Origin of the sequence: Bacillus sp. B.PNR1 (genome assembly GCF_030386235.1) — a bacterium.
Lineage (GTDB): Bacteria > Bacillota > Bacilli > Bacillales > Bacillaceae > Bacillus > Bacillus stercoris.
The window spans coordinates 900,046-914,982 of record NZ_JANYMN010000001.1; the positions used below are offsets into that span (position 1 = coordinate 900,046).

21 protein-coding genes and 1 pseudogene are annotated in these 14,937 nt (G+C 43.7%); 18 read left to right on the forward strand and 4 right to left on the reverse strand.

Annotated elements, in window-relative coordinates; genetic code table 11:
• Positions 1-19 precede the first annotated feature (19 nt).
• From cgeE to NZD81_RS05085, 12 genes and pseudogenes are all read left to right on the forward strand, one after another.
• The gene (gene cgeE, locus NZD81_RS05030) at positions 20-799 is read left to right on the forward strand and encodes a spore maturation N-acetyltransferase CgeE (protein ID WP_040082856.1); all 780 of its coding nucleotides are present in this window, start codon (positions 20-22) and stop codon (positions 797-799) included.
• Positions 800-842: 43 nt separating this feature from the next.
• Positions 843-992 (forward strand): YjcZ family sporulation protein, encoded by a 150-nt coding sequence (locus NZD81_RS21245; RefSeq protein WP_370881202.1) that lies wholly within the window; start codon positions 843-845, stop codon positions 990-992.
• Positions 986-1,140 (forward strand): annotated as a pseudogene (locus NZD81_RS05040) (hypothetical protein). The gene NZD81_RS21245 and the pseudogene NZD81_RS05040 overlap by 7 nt, the downstream one beginning before the upstream one ends.
• Positions 1,121-2,455 (forward strand): aspartate aminotransferase family protein, encoded by a 1,335-nt coding sequence (locus NZD81_RS05045; RefSeq protein ID WP_282372400.1) that lies wholly within the window; start codon positions 1,121-1,123, stop codon positions 2,453-2,455. The pseudogene NZD81_RS05040 and the gene NZD81_RS05045 overlap by 20 nt, the downstream one beginning before the upstream one ends.
• A 6-nt stretch (positions 2,456-2,461) precedes the next feature.
• Positions 2,462-3,151 carry a CoA transferase subunit A gene (locus NZD81_RS05050; protein WP_014664308.1) on the forward strand — a complete coding sequence of 230 codons (690 nt, stop codon included), beginning with the start codon at positions 2,462-2,464 and terminating at the stop codon, positions 3,149-3,151.
• Complete coding sequence (locus NZD81_RS05055; RefSeq protein WP_289859680.1) at positions 3,136-3,789, forward strand: 3-oxoacid CoA-transferase subunit B; 654 nt, start codon at positions 3,136-3,138, stop codon at positions 3,787-3,789. Before NZD81_RS05050 ends, NZD81_RS05055 begins: the two co-directional genes overlap by 16 nt.
• Before the next feature lie 8 nt (positions 3,790-3,797).
• Positions 3,798-5,108: a peptidase gene (locus tag NZD81_RS05060; RefSeq protein ID WP_205440301.1), complete on the forward strand. Its 1,311-nt coding sequence runs from the start codon at positions 3,798-3,800 to the stop codon at positions 5,106-5,108.
• Complete coding sequence (gene ablB / locus NZD81_RS05065; protein ID WP_205440300.1) at positions 5,086-5,913, forward strand: putative beta-lysine N-acetyltransferase; 828 nt, start codon at positions 5,086-5,088, stop codon at positions 5,911-5,913. Before NZD81_RS05060 ends, ablB begins: the two co-directional genes overlap by 23 nt.
• 28 nt (positions 5,914-5,941) lie before the next feature.
• On the forward strand, positions 5,942-7,357 hold the full coding sequence (kamA, locus tag NZD81_RS05070) for a lysine 2,3-aminomutase (RefSeq protein ID WP_289859681.1): 1,416 nt from the start codon (positions 5,942-5,944) through the stop codon (positions 7,355-7,357).
• Positions 7,354-7,632, forward strand: coding sequence for a YokU family protein (locus NZD81_RS05075; protein ID WP_040082864.1), 279 nt, complete (start codon positions 7,354-7,356; stop codon positions 7,630-7,632). Before kamA ends, NZD81_RS05075 begins: the two co-directional genes overlap by 4 nt.
• 86 nt (positions 7,633-7,718) lie before the next feature.
• Complete coding sequence (locus NZD81_RS05080; protein ID WP_003241575.1) at positions 7,719-7,943, forward strand: YozE family protein; 225 nt, start codon at positions 7,719-7,721, stop codon at positions 7,941-7,943.
• Between the two features lie 150 nt (positions 7,944-8,093).
• On the forward strand, positions 8,094-8,774 hold the full coding sequence (locus tag NZD81_RS05085) for a hypothetical protein (RefSeq protein WP_014664302.1): 681 nt from the start codon (positions 8,094-8,096) through the stop codon (positions 8,772-8,774).
• Here NZD81_RS05085 and NZD81_RS05090 read toward each other — a convergent pair.
• Positions 8,771-8,914, reverse strand: a complete 144-nt coding sequence (locus NZD81_RS05090) for a hypothetical protein (RefSeq protein ID WP_040082865.1) — start codon at positions 8,912-8,914, stop codon at positions 8,771-8,773. The genes NZD81_RS05085 and NZD81_RS05090 overlap by 4 nt on opposite strands.
• Before the next feature lie 118 nt (positions 8,915-9,032).
• Here NZD81_RS05090 and NZD81_RS05095 point away from each other — a divergent pair, with 118 nt between their 5' ends.
• The 3 genes from NZD81_RS05095 to yodL all read left to right on the forward strand — a co-directional run bounded on the left by NZD81_RS05095 (position 9,033) and on the right by yodL (position 10,274).
• Complete coding sequence (locus NZD81_RS05095) at positions 9,033-9,209, forward strand: YozD family protein (protein WP_003231166.1); 177 nt, start codon at positions 9,033-9,035, stop codon at positions 9,207-9,209.
• 78 nt (positions 9,210-9,287) lie between these two features.
• Positions 9,288-9,899 carry a phosphatidylglycerophosphatase PgpB gene (gene pgpB / locus NZD81_RS05100; protein WP_289859682.1) on the forward strand — a complete coding sequence of 204 codons (612 nt, stop codon included), beginning with the start codon at positions 9,288-9,290 and terminating at the stop codon, positions 9,897-9,899.
• Positions 9,900-9,959: 60 nt separating this feature from the next.
• Positions 9,960-10,274 (forward strand): shape determination protein YodL, encoded by a 315-nt coding sequence (yodL, locus tag NZD81_RS05105; RefSeq protein WP_014664300.1) that lies wholly within the window; start codon positions 9,960-9,962, stop codon positions 10,272-10,274.
• A gap of 38 nt (positions 10,275-10,312) precedes the next feature.
• On the opposite strand, the gene NZD81_RS05110 is transcribed toward yodL, so the two are convergent.
• Entirely contained in the window at positions 10,313-10,438 is a 126-nt protein-coding gene (locus NZD81_RS05110; RefSeq protein ID WP_003231174.1) for a hypothetical protein, read from the reverse strand.
• A gap of 201 nt (positions 10,439-10,639) precedes the next feature.
• Between NZD81_RS05110 and deoD the strand changes: the two genes are divergently transcribed.
• Both deoD and ldcB read left to right on the forward strand, forming a co-directional pair.
• On the forward strand, positions 10,640-11,341 hold the full coding sequence (gene deoD, locus NZD81_RS05115) for a purine-nucleoside phosphorylase (RefSeq protein WP_003241589.1): 702 nt from the start codon (positions 10,640-10,642) through the stop codon (positions 11,339-11,341).
• A gap of 82 nt (positions 11,342-11,423) precedes the next feature.
• Complete coding sequence (gene ldcB, locus NZD81_RS05120) at positions 11,424-12,245, forward strand: LD-carboxypeptidase LdcB (RefSeq protein WP_014664298.1); 822 nt, start codon at positions 11,424-11,426, stop codon at positions 12,243-12,245.
• A gap of 80 nt (positions 12,246-12,325) precedes the next feature.
• On the opposite strand, the gene NZD81_RS05125 is transcribed toward ldcB, so the two are convergent.
• Together NZD81_RS05125 and NZD81_RS05130 are read right to left on the reverse strand one after the other, a co-directional pair.
• Positions 12,326-12,577, reverse strand: a complete 252-nt coding sequence (locus NZD81_RS05125; protein WP_014664297.1) for a hypothetical protein — start codon at positions 12,575-12,577, stop codon at positions 12,326-12,328.
• An 86-nt stretch (positions 12,578-12,663) separates the two neighbouring features.
• Positions 12,664-13,365: a class I SAM-dependent methyltransferase gene (locus NZD81_RS05130; RefSeq protein ID WP_014664296.1), complete on the reverse strand. Its 702-nt coding sequence runs from the start codon at positions 13,363-13,365 to the stop codon at positions 12,664-12,666.
• 152 nt (positions 13,366-13,517) lie between these two features.
• On the opposite strand from NZD81_RS05130, the gene ctpA reads away from it, so the two are divergent.
• Positions 13,518-14,918 (forward strand): carboxy-terminal processing protease CtpA, encoded by a 1,401-nt coding sequence (gene ctpA / locus NZD81_RS05135; protein WP_069149737.1) that lies wholly within the window; start codon positions 13,518-13,520, stop codon positions 14,916-14,918.
• The last annotated feature ends 19 nt before the right edge of the window (positions 14,919-14,937 follow it).

A 14,937-nucleotide genomic window follows, 5' to 3' on the forward strand; every position in this document is an offset into this window, starting at 1 on the left:
TCATAAAAAGGAGACGTTCATGACAGGACATTATGCAAAAACGGAACATCAATATATATTGTTAACGTCTGAATCGACATCGTTTGATCATTACAGCGTATACAGAGATCCTCAGCTTCCGCAAATTTTTTCTCATAATTTTGTTCAGCTCCATGATACGTTTCCATTGGAGCGGTTATTGAATTTTTTGCCCTCCGTACCAAAGCTGCTTGAAGCGAATTATCTCCATTTAAAAGCATCGCCGCAGCATGTTTTTCCGCTCGGTTTGAAGCAGTCGCTTGTAAAAAGCGGTTTTGTCGTCGAGGATGAGCTACTATATGACATGAAGCTTAGTGACTGGAAGGGACAGATGGGACATCCTTTAACCGCATGGGGGACGGCAAAGAGCCTTAGCGACGGATCTTCTATTATGAAAATTTACGATTCCATTTATATTGGAGAAGCGATCGCCGAACAAAAATTAAATAGAAAATATCCTTTCTACGAAGCGGGTACAATCATTCTTGTTGTTTGTTATAGCGACCAGGCACAGAAAATTCCCATTGGGTGCGGAGAGCTGTTTATCGATCAGCAAGAGAAAACAGCTAAAATCGAAGAAGTGGCAATTTTAGATCAGTTTCAAAGGAGGGGCTACGGCAGTATCTTAGTGCAAGAAATGCTGTCCATCGCCAAATCACTAGGAATGGAAGCAGCCTACTTAGTCGCTACAAGCACAGACGGTGCAACCCATTTTTACGAAAAGCTGACATTTAAAAAATATGAGCGGGTGCATACTGTTTTTCATTATTTCCTTACATGAAATAGGCGTTTGCACAAACCATTTGGGACTTGGCCCGCATAAAATGCCGTATATCGTGATAAGAAAGGATGAAAACAGCATGTATGGATACCCTGGATACGGTTACGGATTTGGCTGCGGGACAAATACATTTGTATTGATTGTCGTCTTGTTCATTTTATTAATTATTGTTGGAGCCGCTTTTATTTGCTAGATGCTGAAATTCAAAAAGAGCCTTCCCCTTCAGGGAGGCTCTTTTTATGTGAAAAAGTTTTTGCTGGGAACGTCATGCCGCCATTTGGACACTCATACAATATGTTAAAAGGGTTTTGAGGTGGGAGCATGAGCAGTTATTTGATTAAGCCGGAGCTTAGCTCGGTCTATCCGGTTGTCGGTTATGCGAGGGGTTCATATGTTTATGATCAGACCGGAAAAAAATATCTTGACGGCTCGTCAGGTGCGGTGACATGTAATATCGGCCACGGAGTTCGGGATGTGACTGAGAAGCTGAAAGAACAGCTTGATCAGGTGTCTTTTGCTTACCGCTCACAGTTTACGAGCGAGCCCGCCGAGCAATTAGCCGCTCTCTTGGCACGGGAGCTGCCGGGAGATGTGAATTGGTCTTTTTTTGTCAACAGCGGATCAGAAGCGATAGAAACAGCGATGAAAATCGCCATTCAGTATTGGCAGGAAAAAAAGCAAACACAAAAATCCATCTTTTTGTCTCGGTGGAGCAGTTACCACGGAATAACTTTGGGAGCGCTTTCATTATCTGGTTTTTATGAAAGGAGATACCGGTTCACCCATCTCATTGAACGGTATCCAGCTATCTCAGCTCCACACCTTTATCGGCTGAATCAAGAGAAGGCAGAAAATTTTGTTCAGTCTGCAGCTGATGAATTGGACACTGCAATCAAAAGAATCGGAAGCCAATTCATCGCTGGCTTTGTGGCTGAGCCAATTATTGGTGCTGCAGGAGCAGCGATTACTCCGCCTCCGGGATATTATGAGAAATTAAGCGAGGTATGCCGCACACACGACGTGCTTTTTATTGCAGACGAAGTCATGACAGGGCTTGGGAGAACAGGAAGGATGCTTGCGACAGAGCATTGGCACACCATTCCTGATATTGCTGTACTGGGCAAGGGTCTCGGTGCGGGGTATGCCCCTATTGCTGCTGCTGTTGTATCTGATTCTATTGTTGAAACGATTAAACAAGGATCAGGTGTGATTATGAGCGGCCACACATATAGTGCACATCCCTATTCAGCCAAAGCTGCTCTTGAAGTTTTGCGGTATGTGTTAAAGCACGGCTTGATCAAACAATCAGAAATAAAAGGAGCTGTGCTGAAGAAGAAGCTTGAAGAGGCGGCATCTCAAAGCGGCATCATAGGTGATGTGCGCGGAAAGGGTCTGCTATTAGGCATTGAATTTGTGGCAGACAAGAAAATGAAAAAAGTGTTTCCGCCAGAACAGGCGGTAACCCAGCTTATTGTCAGCGAGGCGAAAAAACGCGGGCTGATTGTTTATCCTTCCAAAGCTGGGATAGACAGCGGAGAAGGAGATGCTGTCATTATTGCTCCTCCTTTTACCATTTCTGACGGTGAAGTTGAAGAGCTTATCTCTATTTTTTCAGAAACAGTTGCAGCGGTCGAAAAAAACTTAAAAAAGGATTGACATCAAATGGCGCCATTTCAAAAAGCAATCAGCATTGAAACAGCAATTGCAGATGTTCAGGACGGATCGGTTCTGATGTTTGGCGGTTTTGGAGGAGTCGGGTCGCCTCCTTCATTGATTGAGGCTATTTTGGACAGCGGTGTAACGGATTTAACTGTTATTTGCAATGACGCCGGTTTCCCGGAGATAGGGATCGGCCCGCTTATTGTTAATCAACGGGTCAAAACCCTGATCGCCTCGCATATCGGTTCCAATCCTGTAGCGGGGAAACAGATGACAGACGGGACATTAGAAGTTCAATTTTCACCTCAGGGAACGCTTGCGGAGCGGATTCGCGCCGGCGGAGCAGGACTTGGCGGTATTTTAAGCGATATCGGCATTGATAATCAAATGGTTTGCGAGGAAAAGGACATCGTAACTGTGGCGGGAAAACGATATTTGATAGAAGAAGCGCTGACGGCTGATTTTGCTTTCATCAATGCGTGCATTGCCGATGAATTCGGCAATCTAACGTATGACAAAACCGCGCGCAATATGAATCCGTTAATGGCAATGGCCGCCAGGAGAACCTTTGCCGAAGCTGAGCGTATCGTCCCGATGGGAGAGATTTCTGAAGAAATGATTGTCACACCGGGGGTTTTTGTCGAGGGGGTTGTACGAAGTGAAGGAGTGAAGTGGAAATGGGCTTGGGAGTAGCAGAAAGAGAACAAATCGCAAAACGGGCTGCTGCTGAAATTAAGCAGGGCATGATTGTGAATCTCGGCATCGGCATCCCATCCTTGGTCCCTAACTTTTTGCCAACTGACATGCAGGTCATGTTTCAAGCGGAAAACGGTGTCCTTGGCATTGGAGAAAGTCCTGAAATGGGAGAAGAGGATGCGCATTTATGCAACGCTGCAGGATATCCTGTCCGGGCTGTAAAAGGGGCTTCCTATTTTGATACTACGATGTCTTTTGCAATGATCAGAAGAGGCAAAATTGACATTACCATCTTAGGCGCCCTGCAGGTGAGCCAAACAGGCGATTTGGCAAATTGGCTTGTTCCGGGAAAAAAGGTGCCGGGTATGGGCGGGGCGATGGAGCTTGCCCAAAAAGCGAAAAAAGTGGTTGTTGTCATGAGTCATACAGATCAAAAGGGTAGGCCTAAATTAACAGAAAGATGTACGCTGCCGTTAACTGCCGCAGGCTGTGTGGATTTGATTATTACCGAAAAAGCGGTTCTTGAGGTCGATGGCCATCACTTTATTTTAAAAGAGCTGATGAATGGCTCGACAATCGAAGAGGTGACGAGGCTGACAGAGGCTGAAATCAAAATAGATATGCCTTTTTCTTAAGAGGGGGAATGAGGATGCAAGACATTGAAAGAAAAGTTATCGGGTGGCTTGATCAGCATTCGGCCAAAGCCATTCGTCTTCTCAAAAGGCTGATTGGGGAAAAAAGCACTTTGGGGTCAGAGTTTAACGCTCAAGCTGTTGTGCTTGAAAAACTCCGGCAATTTCATATGGACATTGATGTATGGGAGCCAAGCCTAAAGCAATTAAAACAGCATCCCTACTTTAAATCAAATCGTTCTGATTTTCATGAGAGCCCGAACATCGTGGCGAAAAAAACAGGAGCAGGCGGAGGCAGGTCCCTGATTTTGAACGGCCATATCGATGTTGTGCCTGAAGGAAACGTAAAGGATTGGAAGTATGAACCGTATCAAGCTTTCGAAGAGAACGGTAAAATATACGGCCGTGGCTCAACGGATATGAAGGGAGGCAATACAGCCCTTCTTTTTGCTTTAGAAGCCTTGCACGCCTGCGATGTCAAATTGAAGGGAGATGTATTGTTTCAGAGTGTTGTAGATGAAGAGTGCGGCGGCGCCGGAACACTGTCTGCCATCATGAGAGGCTATCGTGCTGACGGGGCGCTGATACCTGAACCGACGAATATGAAACTATTTATAAAGCAGCAGGGCTCAATGTGGTTTCGAATCACAGTGAAGGGATTAGCGGCACATGGGGGCACACGCTACGAAGGGGTAAGCGCGATTGAAAAAAGCATGCATGTTATCACAGCGATACAAGAGCTGGAAAAGGTCCGCAATGCGAGAATCTCAGATCCGCTGTATGACAATATCCCAATACCGGTACCGGTGAATATCGGCACCATCTCAGGCGGTGCCTGGCCATCTTCGGTTGCAGACCGTGTCGTCATAGAAGGGAGATGCGGAATTGCCCCCCATGAGAAACCAGAAGCTGTCAAACTTGAATTGGAAAACTGGCTGAAGGATTTAGAATACCGTGACGAATGGTTTAAACGCCATCCCGTAGAAGTAGAATGGTTTGGCGCTCAGTGGCTGCCGAATGATTTACCAGATGACCACCCTTTAATTTCTGTGCTGCAATCAGCCTATCAAAAAATGAAACAGACAGAGCCGATTCTCGAAGCTTCCCCGTGGGGAACGGATGGAGGGCTTTTATATCATGCAGGAGATACGCCAGTGATCGTCTTCGGGCCAGGGGAAACAAAAGCGGCCCATCAGGCCAATGAATACATTGAGCTTGAAGCCATGATAGAATCTGCTAAAATTATTGCACTTTTTGTCATGGATTGGTGCGGGCTTCATACAGACGGGGAGGATGCGGATGCTCAAGTCGATAAAGAGTAGCGGTGTCACAGCAGTTTTGGACCATGACAGCTTTAATAAACGAATCAGAGTGGTCTGTTATGACGGAGCCATTGAGAAGGCCCTGCCAGATATCGTGGCAGCGGCGAAAGAAGAGAATGCGGAAAAAATCATCGTCTATACGAAGCAGCATGATGAACCAATGCTTGTCAAACAATTATTTGCGCCGGAGGGTTATCTAAAGGGCTATTATCTCGGCCATTCGGCTTGTGTCATGGTTCGTTACCTTTCAGAAAACCGGAGACAAACAGATTCATATACTGAGGAACAGGAGATCATCGAATCCTTATATCGCACAGTGCCCTGTCTCCGCAACGACAACATACCCGTATTTACGATGAGAAAAGCAGAAACAAACGACATGTATCAGCTGTCAATGCTGTATAAAAAAGTATTCCGTACGTATCCGACCCCCGTATTTGACCCCGCTTATATTGAAAAGACGATGAAGGCAAATACGGTGTATTATATCATGCTTGATCATGACCGCTTGATCAGCGCAGCAAGCGCAGAAATCAATCCAGAGCTGGGGCATGCAGAAATAACCGATTGTGCTGTGCTGCCGGAATACCGCGGCCATTCGCTGACAAGCTTTTTAATCAAGGCGTTAGAAAAAGAAATGGCTGGAAGGGATATCTTCCATGTGTTTTCTCTCGCCCGTGCTTCGTCTTTTGGGATGAATGCTGTGTTGTACCATTCAGGTTATCAGTATGGCGGAAGGCTGATCAATAATTGCTTTATAGCCGAAGGTCTTGAAAACATGAATATTTGGTGCAAACAACTGTAAGTCAAAACATGCGCGAGGAGGAGTTCGTTTGGAAAACAAATGGTATACACCGAAACGGCATTGGAAGGAGATCGAGTTATGGAAGGACGTTCCGGAAGAGAAATGGAACGATTGGCTTTGGCAGCTGACACATACTGTTAGAACGTTAGAGGATTTAAAGAAGGTCATCAATCTGACCAAGGAAGAAGAGGAAGGTGTCAGAATTTCTACAAAAACGATCCCCTTAAATATTACGCCTTACTATGCTTCTTTAATGGACCCCGACAATCCGAGATGCCCGATCCGCATGCAGTCTGTGCCGCTTTCTGAAGAAATGCACAAAACAAAATACGATCTGGAAGACCCGCTACATGAGGATGAAGATTCACCGGTACCGGGTCTGACACACCGCTATCCCGACCGTGTACTGTTTCTTGTCACAAATCAATGTTCCATGTACTGCCGCTACTGCACAAGAAGGCGTTTTTCCGGACAAATCGGAATGGGAGTCCCTAAAAAACAGCTGGATGCTGCAATTGCTTATATCCGGGAAACACCTGAAATCCGTGATTGTTTAATTTCAGGCGGTGACGGGCTGCTTATTAATGATCAAATTTTAGAATACATTTTAAAAGAGCTGCGGAGCATTCCGCATTTGGAAGTCATCAGAATCGGAACAAGGGCGCCTGTCGTCTTTCCGCAGCGCATTACCGATCAATTGTGTGAGATATTGAAAAAATATCATCCGGTCTGGCTGAACACCCATTTCAACACAAGCATCGAAATGACAGAGGAATCCGTTGAAGCCTGTGAAAAGCTTGTGAACGCAGGTGTGCCGGTCGGAAATCAGGCTGTCGTATTAGCGGGTATTAATGATTCGGTTCCAATTATGAAAAAGCTTATGCACGATTTGGTAAAAATCAGAGTCCGTCCGTATTATATCTACCAATGTGATCTGTCAGAGGGTATCGGGCATTTCAGGGCGCCTGTTTCCAAAGGTTTGGAGATCATTGAAGGGCTGAGAGGGCATACCTCAGGTTATGCGGTTCCTACCTTTGTCGTTGACGCACCAGGCGGCGGAGGTAAAATCGCCCTGCAGCCAAACTATGTCCTGTCACAAAGTCCAGACAAAGTCATCTTAAGAAATTTTGAAGGTGTGATTACGTCATATCCGGAACCGGAGAATTATATCCCCAACCAGGCAGACGCTTATTTTGAGTCCGTTTTTCCTGAAACCGCTGACAAAAAGGATCCGGTCGGGCTGAGTGCCATTTTTGCTGACAAAGAAGTTTCATTTACACCTGAAAATGTAGACAGAATCAAAAGGAGAGAGGCATACATCGCAAATCCGGAGCATGAAACATTAAAAGACCGCCGTGAGAAAAGGGATCAGCTTAAAGAAAAGAAATTTTTGGCGCAGCAGAAAAAACAGGAAGAGATTGAAAGCGGAGGAGATTCTTCATGAAAACATGCGAATGGTGCGGCGAACTTGAAGCGGTGCCCGGAAGGAACACCGTGTACTGGGAGCTCCCTGATGGAACGAGGGCTATAGAATTGACAGACACCCCCGCCATGGTATGTGCTGCCTGCGGTATGAGCTATCAAGAGGAAAATACGGTTAAGGAGATTGAGGATCAGCTGCTTTTGATTCAAACAAAAAAACTGCCTGAAAGCCTAACGTATCAGCAGCTCATGGAGACAGAAAGGATTTTGAAACGCAACTATTTTGACTTCTCCTGAGTCATGTTTCAGTATTCTTTTGTTGTAATTTTACACTTGAACTGTATAATAGAACAACAAAAGACAGACACCAGGAGGGGAAACCCATGAAATCCTTTTATCACTATTTATTAAAATACAGACACCCGAAGCCGAAGGACAGCATCAGTGAATTTGCCAATCAGGCGTATGAGGATCACAGCTTTCCGAAAACATCAACCGATTATCATGAAATCAGTTCGTATTTGGAGCTGAATGCTGATTATCTTCACACGATGGCAACGTTTGATGAAGCTTGGGATCAATACGAGGCTGAAGTGCACGGCAGATAATAGCTGTTTCATCCGCAGATCACTGCGGATTTTTTTATGTCCATATTCATACCATAATTGGATATTTCCTTTGGTTTTCATGCCCATGCGAATTGGCTTCCCCCGGCATACGATAGCGTATGAGAAATGTTGCGGCGAGGGGGAGACACCATGAAGCAAAATAAACCGAAATTCCAAGTAGGGGATATCGTAGTCGTCATTATGTATGGAACAGTTGGCACCATCACAAAAGTGCATCAAATTGATAAACACTATCTTTATGAAGTCAATCATAACGAAGTTTTATACTTTGAATCGTCCATTCAGCTTTATAAAGATTATGAGGGTGTCATTGTCGACATGGAAAAGCTTGATATTGAATATGAATTCCTTATTGGGGACGTTGTTTATGTAAAAGATTATGGAAAAGAACTCTTTAGGATTATCGGCCACAGGACAGAAATTTGGAGATATTTAGAAGATGGCTGGGAAGATATCATTTATGAGCTCACCCGTTTAAAGGATGGAGAGTGGCTTGAAACGGAGGAAGAGGATCTCACGCTGGTGCTTAGAAAATATGAAATGGACCAGTTTGTACACCAGCTGTTGTTTGTCCACTATGTCGGAGAAACTGGCCATGAGATCGGCGAAGATATCGCATCGTCTGCTCTTCTTCAGTTTGAAGGCGATGATGAAGATCAAGATACCCTTCACATCCTTGCTGTATCAATTGTTGATGAGCTTCTGGATATTTATAATGATTACAAAATTCTGTACGAAATGTTTCATGATGAAGAGTATAAAGATATGATGAAGTTTGTTCTGGAAAGTTTAAAAGAGCATTTCAGTTAGTTTGTGAACATACGGATCAAGATATATAAAAAATAAGGCAGACAGCCCCAAATCATGACACGCGTCATCCCTTTGAGCGTTTTTTCCATTATGATATCAAATCTTTCTCCGTCCAGTGCTTCCATCATTTTAGCGATCATAGCGTCAGCCTCCCATGGCTCGTTTTTTATTCAATATATGACTGAAAGAATTGTTTAGAACACCGGGTATAATTCAGCCTGTTTTTTCATAAAACATAAAAAAGGAGGCGGTACGGAGATGAAAGAGATAGATCTTGTGATTGATACGGAAGAAATCGCTGAATTTTTTTACAGAGAGCTTGCAAGACGGGGCTACATACCGAGTGAGGATGAGCTGTTTGAAATCGCTGATATTACCTTTGATTATTTGATAGAAAAATGTATGATAGATGAAGAGCTGGATGAAGATGAGTGAGGCTTAAAACCGGAGCGGTCAGCTCCGGTTTTATTATTTATGTTCTATGACTTCTGTGAAATTGAGGTGGTTACATTGTTGTACAAGCCCGTTAGTTTGTTTCTTTTCTTCCTTGTTCTAGCTGCTGCCATTCATACAAATGCTGTTCAATCCGCAGATGAAGCCATAAGCAAAGCGGCTGTTTTGATCCGCCAGCCATGGCTTAATGATGTCATGACAGGAATCACGCATCTTGGTGCTTCTTCTTTTCTGTTTCCTCTAATTGTGATCATCGGAGCGGGCATGTTTTTCTACAGAAAAACATGGGATGGCCTGTTGATGCTCTTGGTATTCGGCGCAGATCGGCTGTTAAACAAAGTCCTAAAAGAATGGATCGAAAGAGTGAGGCCTGATTTTGCACCGCTGGTTCATGAATCATCCTACAGTTTTCCGAGCGGCCACTCTATGAATGCTGCTTGTGTCTATCCTGTCATTGCTTATGTTTTAGTGAAACACCTCCCGTTTTTGTCCAAGCATAAAAAAATGGTATATACCATTGCCGGCGTAATCACTGTTTTGGTGGGCTTAAGCAGAGTCTATCTGGGGGTTCATTTTTTGACAGACGTGTTAGGAGGCTTCAGTTTCGGCTTGCTTCTGTTTTTCCTGGTAAAAGATTTTGACGAAAAGATTAAGCGGTTTCGACAAAAATAGAGAGAGGAAAACACAGCAAAAAAGCCAATATGTTAAAGAAATAAAAGGGAGGGGATCTTGATGATGTTATCCGTGTTTAAAAAGAAGTCTTGTTCCTATGACGTGACAATATTTCAAACACCCCGGTTTGGCGAAAAAAAGGGCTACAAAGCCGTCTATCGAACTGAACTGAACGGGAGCGATCATCAAGATGTACTGAAAAGAGCGTTCTCTTTGTTTAATGTATTCGACACTGTTCCGAGTGATTATGATGCGAGATTTATGGCTACAGGGGACGTGATCCTGATTGATGAAGGCAGAAAAGGGAAAACATATTATCAACTGCTTCCCGCCGGCTGGAGGAAAATCAACCGTCTGATTGTACAAACAACATAACGAAAAGAAAACTGCGGAAATCCGCAGTTTTCTGCAATTTAAGGCTTGCGTTTGGCAGCGGAATATTCTTTCCCGTGTGCTTCTTCAGCTGCAATGATATCTTTTTCAGGTATATGATTGTTCTTTTTTTGGCCGGTGATCCGGTTACGATGTTTTTTACCCATGTCCCATCCCTCCTTCCTGCGGTTAGGTTTTCAAATTAACACCCCGATTATCCGCTTTTCTCAGAAAGCGCCTAACAGATCCCCGAACATTTCTTTTTTCTGCATATTCCTTTATAATCAATGCTGAAGTTTGTTTCATCATGACATTCGTTGTAAAATGGACGGGCTGGATGATAATTTAGATTTACAGGAGGATATGAGATGAGCGTACATATAGGTGCTGAAAAGGGACAAATTGCGGATACTGTGCTTTTGCCGGGTGATCCTCTCAGAGCAAAATTCATTGCAGAAACGTATCTTGAAAATGTAGAATGCTACAATGAAGTCAGAGGCATGTATGGGTTTACCGGTACATATAAAGGCAAAAAAATCTCAGTGCAAGGCACGGGAATGGGCGTTCCGTCTATTTCAATTTATGTGAATGAATTAATTCAAAGCTACGATGTGCAGAATCTAATAAGAGTAGGTTCTTGCGGCGCTATCCGTAAAGATGTCAAAGTGCGAGATGTCATTTTAGCGATGACCTCCTCAACTGATTCACAAATGAACAGAGTCGCTTTCGGAAGCATTGATTTTGCACCTTGTGCAGATTTCGAGCTTTTAAAAAATGCCTATGATGCCGCAAAGGATAAAGGCGTGCCGGTGACTGTAGGAAGCGTATTTACTGCTGACCAGTTCTACAATGACGATTCACAAATTGAAAAGCTTGCAAAATACGGTGTGCTGGGTGTTGAAATGGAAACCACTGCATTGTATACATTAGCAGCGAAGCACGGAAGAAAAGCGCTGTCAATTCTCACCGTGAGTGATCACGTATTAACAGGAGAAGAAACGACAGCGGAAGAGCGTCAAACCACATTTCATGATATGATAGAAGTGGCTTTACATTCCGTATCACAATAAAATAAATCAAGAGGCGTGCTGGGTGCCGGCAGCCTCTTCTTTATGAATGCGGAAACGATTGATAAAAGGAAGGTAATGTAATATGAAAAAGTCCGGTAAATGGTTCTCACTGGCTGCCGCTCTGAGTGTAACGGCAATAGTCGGAGCCGGCTGCAGCATGTCAAATGGAGATGCTCAAAAGGATACGAAAACCACAGCAGAAACAAAGCAAGCAGAACAAAAAACAGCTGACAGCAAAAAAACAAACACCCAGGACAGTGAGTTTTCATTGGAAAGCAAGTATTTCAATGATATTAAAAAAGTGGACGGTCTGGAAACCATTCAAAATCCAGAAAATATACTCGCGCTTGTCAATAAACAATACGCGCTGCCCGGAAACTATGAACCTAGCGATCTTGTCATACCTGATGTGGAGTTTTCTTTTGAAGAAAAGATTCAAAAACGTTATATCAGAAAGGAAGCGGCAGATGCGTTAAAAACGATGTTCGATGCTGCGAAAAAGGAAGGCTATGAACTGGCGGCTGTCTCAGGATACCGTGCGTATGACAGACAGAAAGTCATTTTCGACAATGAAGTAAGCCTTAAAGGAGAAAAGAAGGCAAGAGAAGCGGTTGCTTATCCAGGTGAAAGTGAGCACCAAACAGGCCTTGCGATGGACATTTCCAGCCGAAGCAATGGCTTTGAGCTAAATGAAGCCTTCGGTAGCACGGCCGATGGGAAATGGGTGCAGGACAATGCTTATAAATATGGCTTTGTCATTCGCTATCCGAAAAATAAAGAAGATATTACGAAATATGAATATGAGCCATGGCACCTGCGCTATGTAGGCAAAAAGGCCGCGAAAGTCATGCATGATAATGATTTAACGCTGGAAGAGTACTTTGAAAAAGTGAAAAAAATCTAAAAGAGATAGCCCGCTTACCATTGATAAGCGGGCTTACTTGTATTCGGTAATCTAGCATTGATCTGACTATGATTCTCTATTTACCAGAAGAATAAACCAGCCAGAGCCACTCCTGCAATTAAACCGAGGGAAATCCCGTAAGCTGCTCCGTATCCCCAATAACCGCCCCAATATCCGTAACCGAAACCTCTTGGCCCTGCGCCGACCGGAGCAATAAAAACTCTGTCTCTTGTTACACGGGTAATTCTGCCGACGTGAACTCTTCCGCCTCTCTCTGTAATTCTGACGACTTTACCTTGATGGTTACGGCAAAGATGGTAATATCTCTCCAATATTGTTCCCTCCTATACTGACTTTCTATCAGCATATGATAGATAGGAAAAAAAGGTTGGACGAAAATAGGGGGCGATACGCCGTTTTACTTATACGCGATAAAAATACAATGACCCATATACTCACTATATATTTGCATGAGCTGATAGTGTGTTTGAAGCGTATCGTAATAGATGGGGGCGATCGTTTGCGATAAATCCATTTCTGTGGTTGGTTCAAATTCCATGTCTTCTGGAAGCAGTGTCATCGCTTCCGTTTTTTGAAAGCCATAAGATCTTAAGAGTTTATGCCATTCGCTTTCTTCATGCAAGCAAGTAAATCCGTAAAAATCCATCATTTGATTCTTTTCTGCAGGGGGCATCGGTTTTTTTAAAGCTGCTTCAATACCAATCAGCATCCCGCCAGGTTTTAAAACTCTTGAAATTTCTTGAAGAGAGGAAGTCAGGCGTGAAAAACTGAGGACCGACTCTGACAGGACGCAGGAAAAGGACTCAGAAGAAAACGGGAGATGTTCCAGCTCTGCTTGATATGCAGGGATGGCAAGCCCTTCATTTGCAAATCTTTTTTTCGCTTTTTCAAGCATGATAGGATCTTTATCAACGACTGTCACAGGATACAGCAAATGTCCTAAATAAGCCGCTGTTTGCCCTGTTCCGCATCCAGCATCAAGTATCGGCTGGTCCGGGGAGGGCGCAGCCTTTTGCAAGACTGCTTTTGAAAAAGCCAGCCCGCCTGGGTGCGCTCCTGCGACACCGAATAAGGACAGCATTTCTAAATATCGGCTCAATATCGAATCCTCCTTTTTCTTTATCATATGTCGTATAAAGACATAGGTTTATGAAAAGCAAAAGAAGGGCGTTTCTCTCTCATTTCTGCTCCGAGTTGACGAATAAGAATTCGTCCATGATAATAATGTAAGAAGAAAAAGGTGGTGTTTAATTGAAACGGCAATTAAAACTGTTTTTTATTGTGCTGATCACTGCGGTTGTCGCTTCAGCGCTTACTTTATTTATTACGGGCAATTCCAGTATCCTGGGCCAAAAATCAGCAAGCACAGGAGACAGCAAGTTCGACAAATTAAATAAAGCGTATGAGCAAATCAAGAGTGATTATTACCAAAAAACAGATGATGACAAATTAGTAGACGGAGCAATTAAAGGAATGATTCAATCTCTGGATGATCCGTATTCCACATATATGGATCAAGAGCAAGCGAAATCATTCGACGAAACGATTTCTGCATCTTTTGAAGGAATCGGTGCCCAAGTGGAGGAGAAAGACGGAGAAATCCTTATTGTATCGCCAATTAAAGGTTCACCTGCTGAAAAAGCCGGTATTAAACCAAGGGACCAAATCCTAAAGGTGAATGGAAAAAGCGTTAAAGGCATGAATGTAAATGAGGCCGTTGCTTTAATCCGAGGCAAAAAGGGCACAAAGGTGAAGCTTGAGCTGAACAGAGCGGGAGTGGGTCATATCGATCTTTCCATTAAACGCGATACCATTCCTGTAGAAACTGTCTATTCAGAGATGAAAGACAACAACATCGGAGAAATTCAAATCACTTCTTTCTCTGAAACAACAGCTAAAGAGCTGACAAATGCGATTGACAGTTTAGAGAAAAAAGGCGCCAAAGGCTATATTTTAGACTTGAGAGGCAACCCGGGCGGCTTAATGGAACAAGCGATTACGATGAGCAACCTGTTCATTGATAAAGGGAAAAACATCATGCAGGTTGAATACAAAAACGGTTCAAAAGAAGTCATGAAGGCTGAAAAAGAACGTAAAGTGACCAAACCGACCGTCGTTTTGGTAAATGACGGTACAGCAAGCGCCGCCGAAATTATGTCCGCTGCCCTTCATGAATCGTCAAACATACCGTTAATCGGTGAAACGACATTCGGCAAAGGCACAGTGCAAACGGCAAAAGAATATGATGATGGCTCTACCGTCAAACTGACAGTCGCCAAATGGCTGACTGCTGACGGTGAATGGATTCACAAAAAAGGCATCAAACCTCAAGTGAAAGCAGAGCTGCCTGATTACGCGAAGCTGCCGTATTTGGACGCAGATAAAACGTACAAATCAGGTGATTCAGGCACAAACGTTAAAGTGGCCCAGAAAATGCTCAAAGCACTTGGTTACAAGGTAAAGGTTACCGGTACGTATGACCAGGATTTTGTATCTGTCGTCAAACAGTTCCAGAAAAAAGAGAAACTGAAAGAAACAGGCGTATTGACTGGCGATACAACAACGAAATTAATGACAGAACTTCAAAAGAAGCTGTCAAATAATGATACGCAAATGGAAAAGGCAATTGAAACACTGAAAAAAGAAATGTGAAAAAAACCATACGCGGCTG

Excerpts from the sequence above, each read along its gene's own strand:
- cgeE (WP_040082856.1), top strand. The coding sequence starts at position 20 with ATGACAGGACATTATGCAAAAACGGAACATCAATATATATTGTTAACG.
- NZD81_RS21245 (WP_370881202.1), top strand. The coding sequence starts at position 843 with ATGCCGTATATCGTGATAAGAAAGGATGAAAACAGCATGTATGGATAC.
- NZD81_RS05045 (WP_282372400.1), top strand. The coding sequence starts at position 1,121 with ATGAGCAGTTATTTGATTAAGCCGGAGCTTAGCTCGGTCTATCCGGTT.
- NZD81_RS05050 (WP_014664308.1), top strand. The coding sequence starts at position 2,462 with ATGGCGCCATTTCAAAAAGCAATCAGCATTGAAACAGCAATTGCAGAT.
- NZD81_RS05055 (WP_289859680.1), top strand. The coding sequence starts at position 3,136 with ATGGGCTTGGGAGTAGCAGAAAGAGAACAAATCGCAAAACGGGCTGCT.
- NZD81_RS05060 (WP_205440301.1), top strand. The coding sequence starts at position 3,798 with ATGAGGATGCAAGACATTGAAAGAAAAGTTATCGGGTGGCTTGATCAG.
- ablB (WP_205440300.1), top strand. The coding sequence starts at position 5,086 with ATGCTCAAGTCGATAAAGAGTAGCGGTGTCACAGCAGTTTTGGACCAT.
- NZD81_RS05075 (WP_040082864.1), top strand. The coding sequence starts at position 7,354 with ATGAAAACATGCGAATGGTGCGGCGAACTTGAAGCGGTGCCCGGAAGG.
- NZD81_RS05080 (WP_003241575.1), top strand. The coding sequence starts at position 7,719 with ATGAAATCCTTTTATCACTATTTATTAAAATACAGACACCCGAAGCCG.
- NZD81_RS05085 (WP_014664302.1), top strand. The coding sequence starts at position 8,094 with ATGAAGCAAAATAAACCGAAATTCCAAGTAGGGGATATCGTAGTCGTC.
- NZD81_RS05090 (WP_040082865.1), bottom strand. The coding sequence starts at position 8,914 with ATGATCGCTAAAATGATGGAAGCACTGGACGGAGAAAGATTTGATATC.
- NZD81_RS05095 (WP_003231166.1), top strand. The coding sequence starts at position 9,033 with ATGAAAGAGATAGATCTTGTGATTGATACGGAAGAAATCGCTGAATTT.
- yodL (WP_014664300.1), top strand. The coding sequence starts at position 9,960 with ATGATGTTATCCGTGTTTAAAAAGAAGTCTTGTTCCTATGACGTGACA.
- NZD81_RS05110 (WP_003231174.1), bottom strand. The coding sequence starts at position 10,438 with ATGGGTAAAAAACATCGTAACCGGATCACCGGCCAAAAAAAGAACAAT.
- deoD (WP_003241589.1), top strand. The coding sequence starts at position 10,640 with ATGAGCGTACATATAGGTGCTGAAAAGGGACAAATTGCGGATACTGTG.
- ldcB (WP_014664298.1), top strand. The coding sequence starts at position 11,424 with ATGAAAAAGTCCGGTAAATGGTTCTCACTGGCTGCCGCTCTGAGTGTA.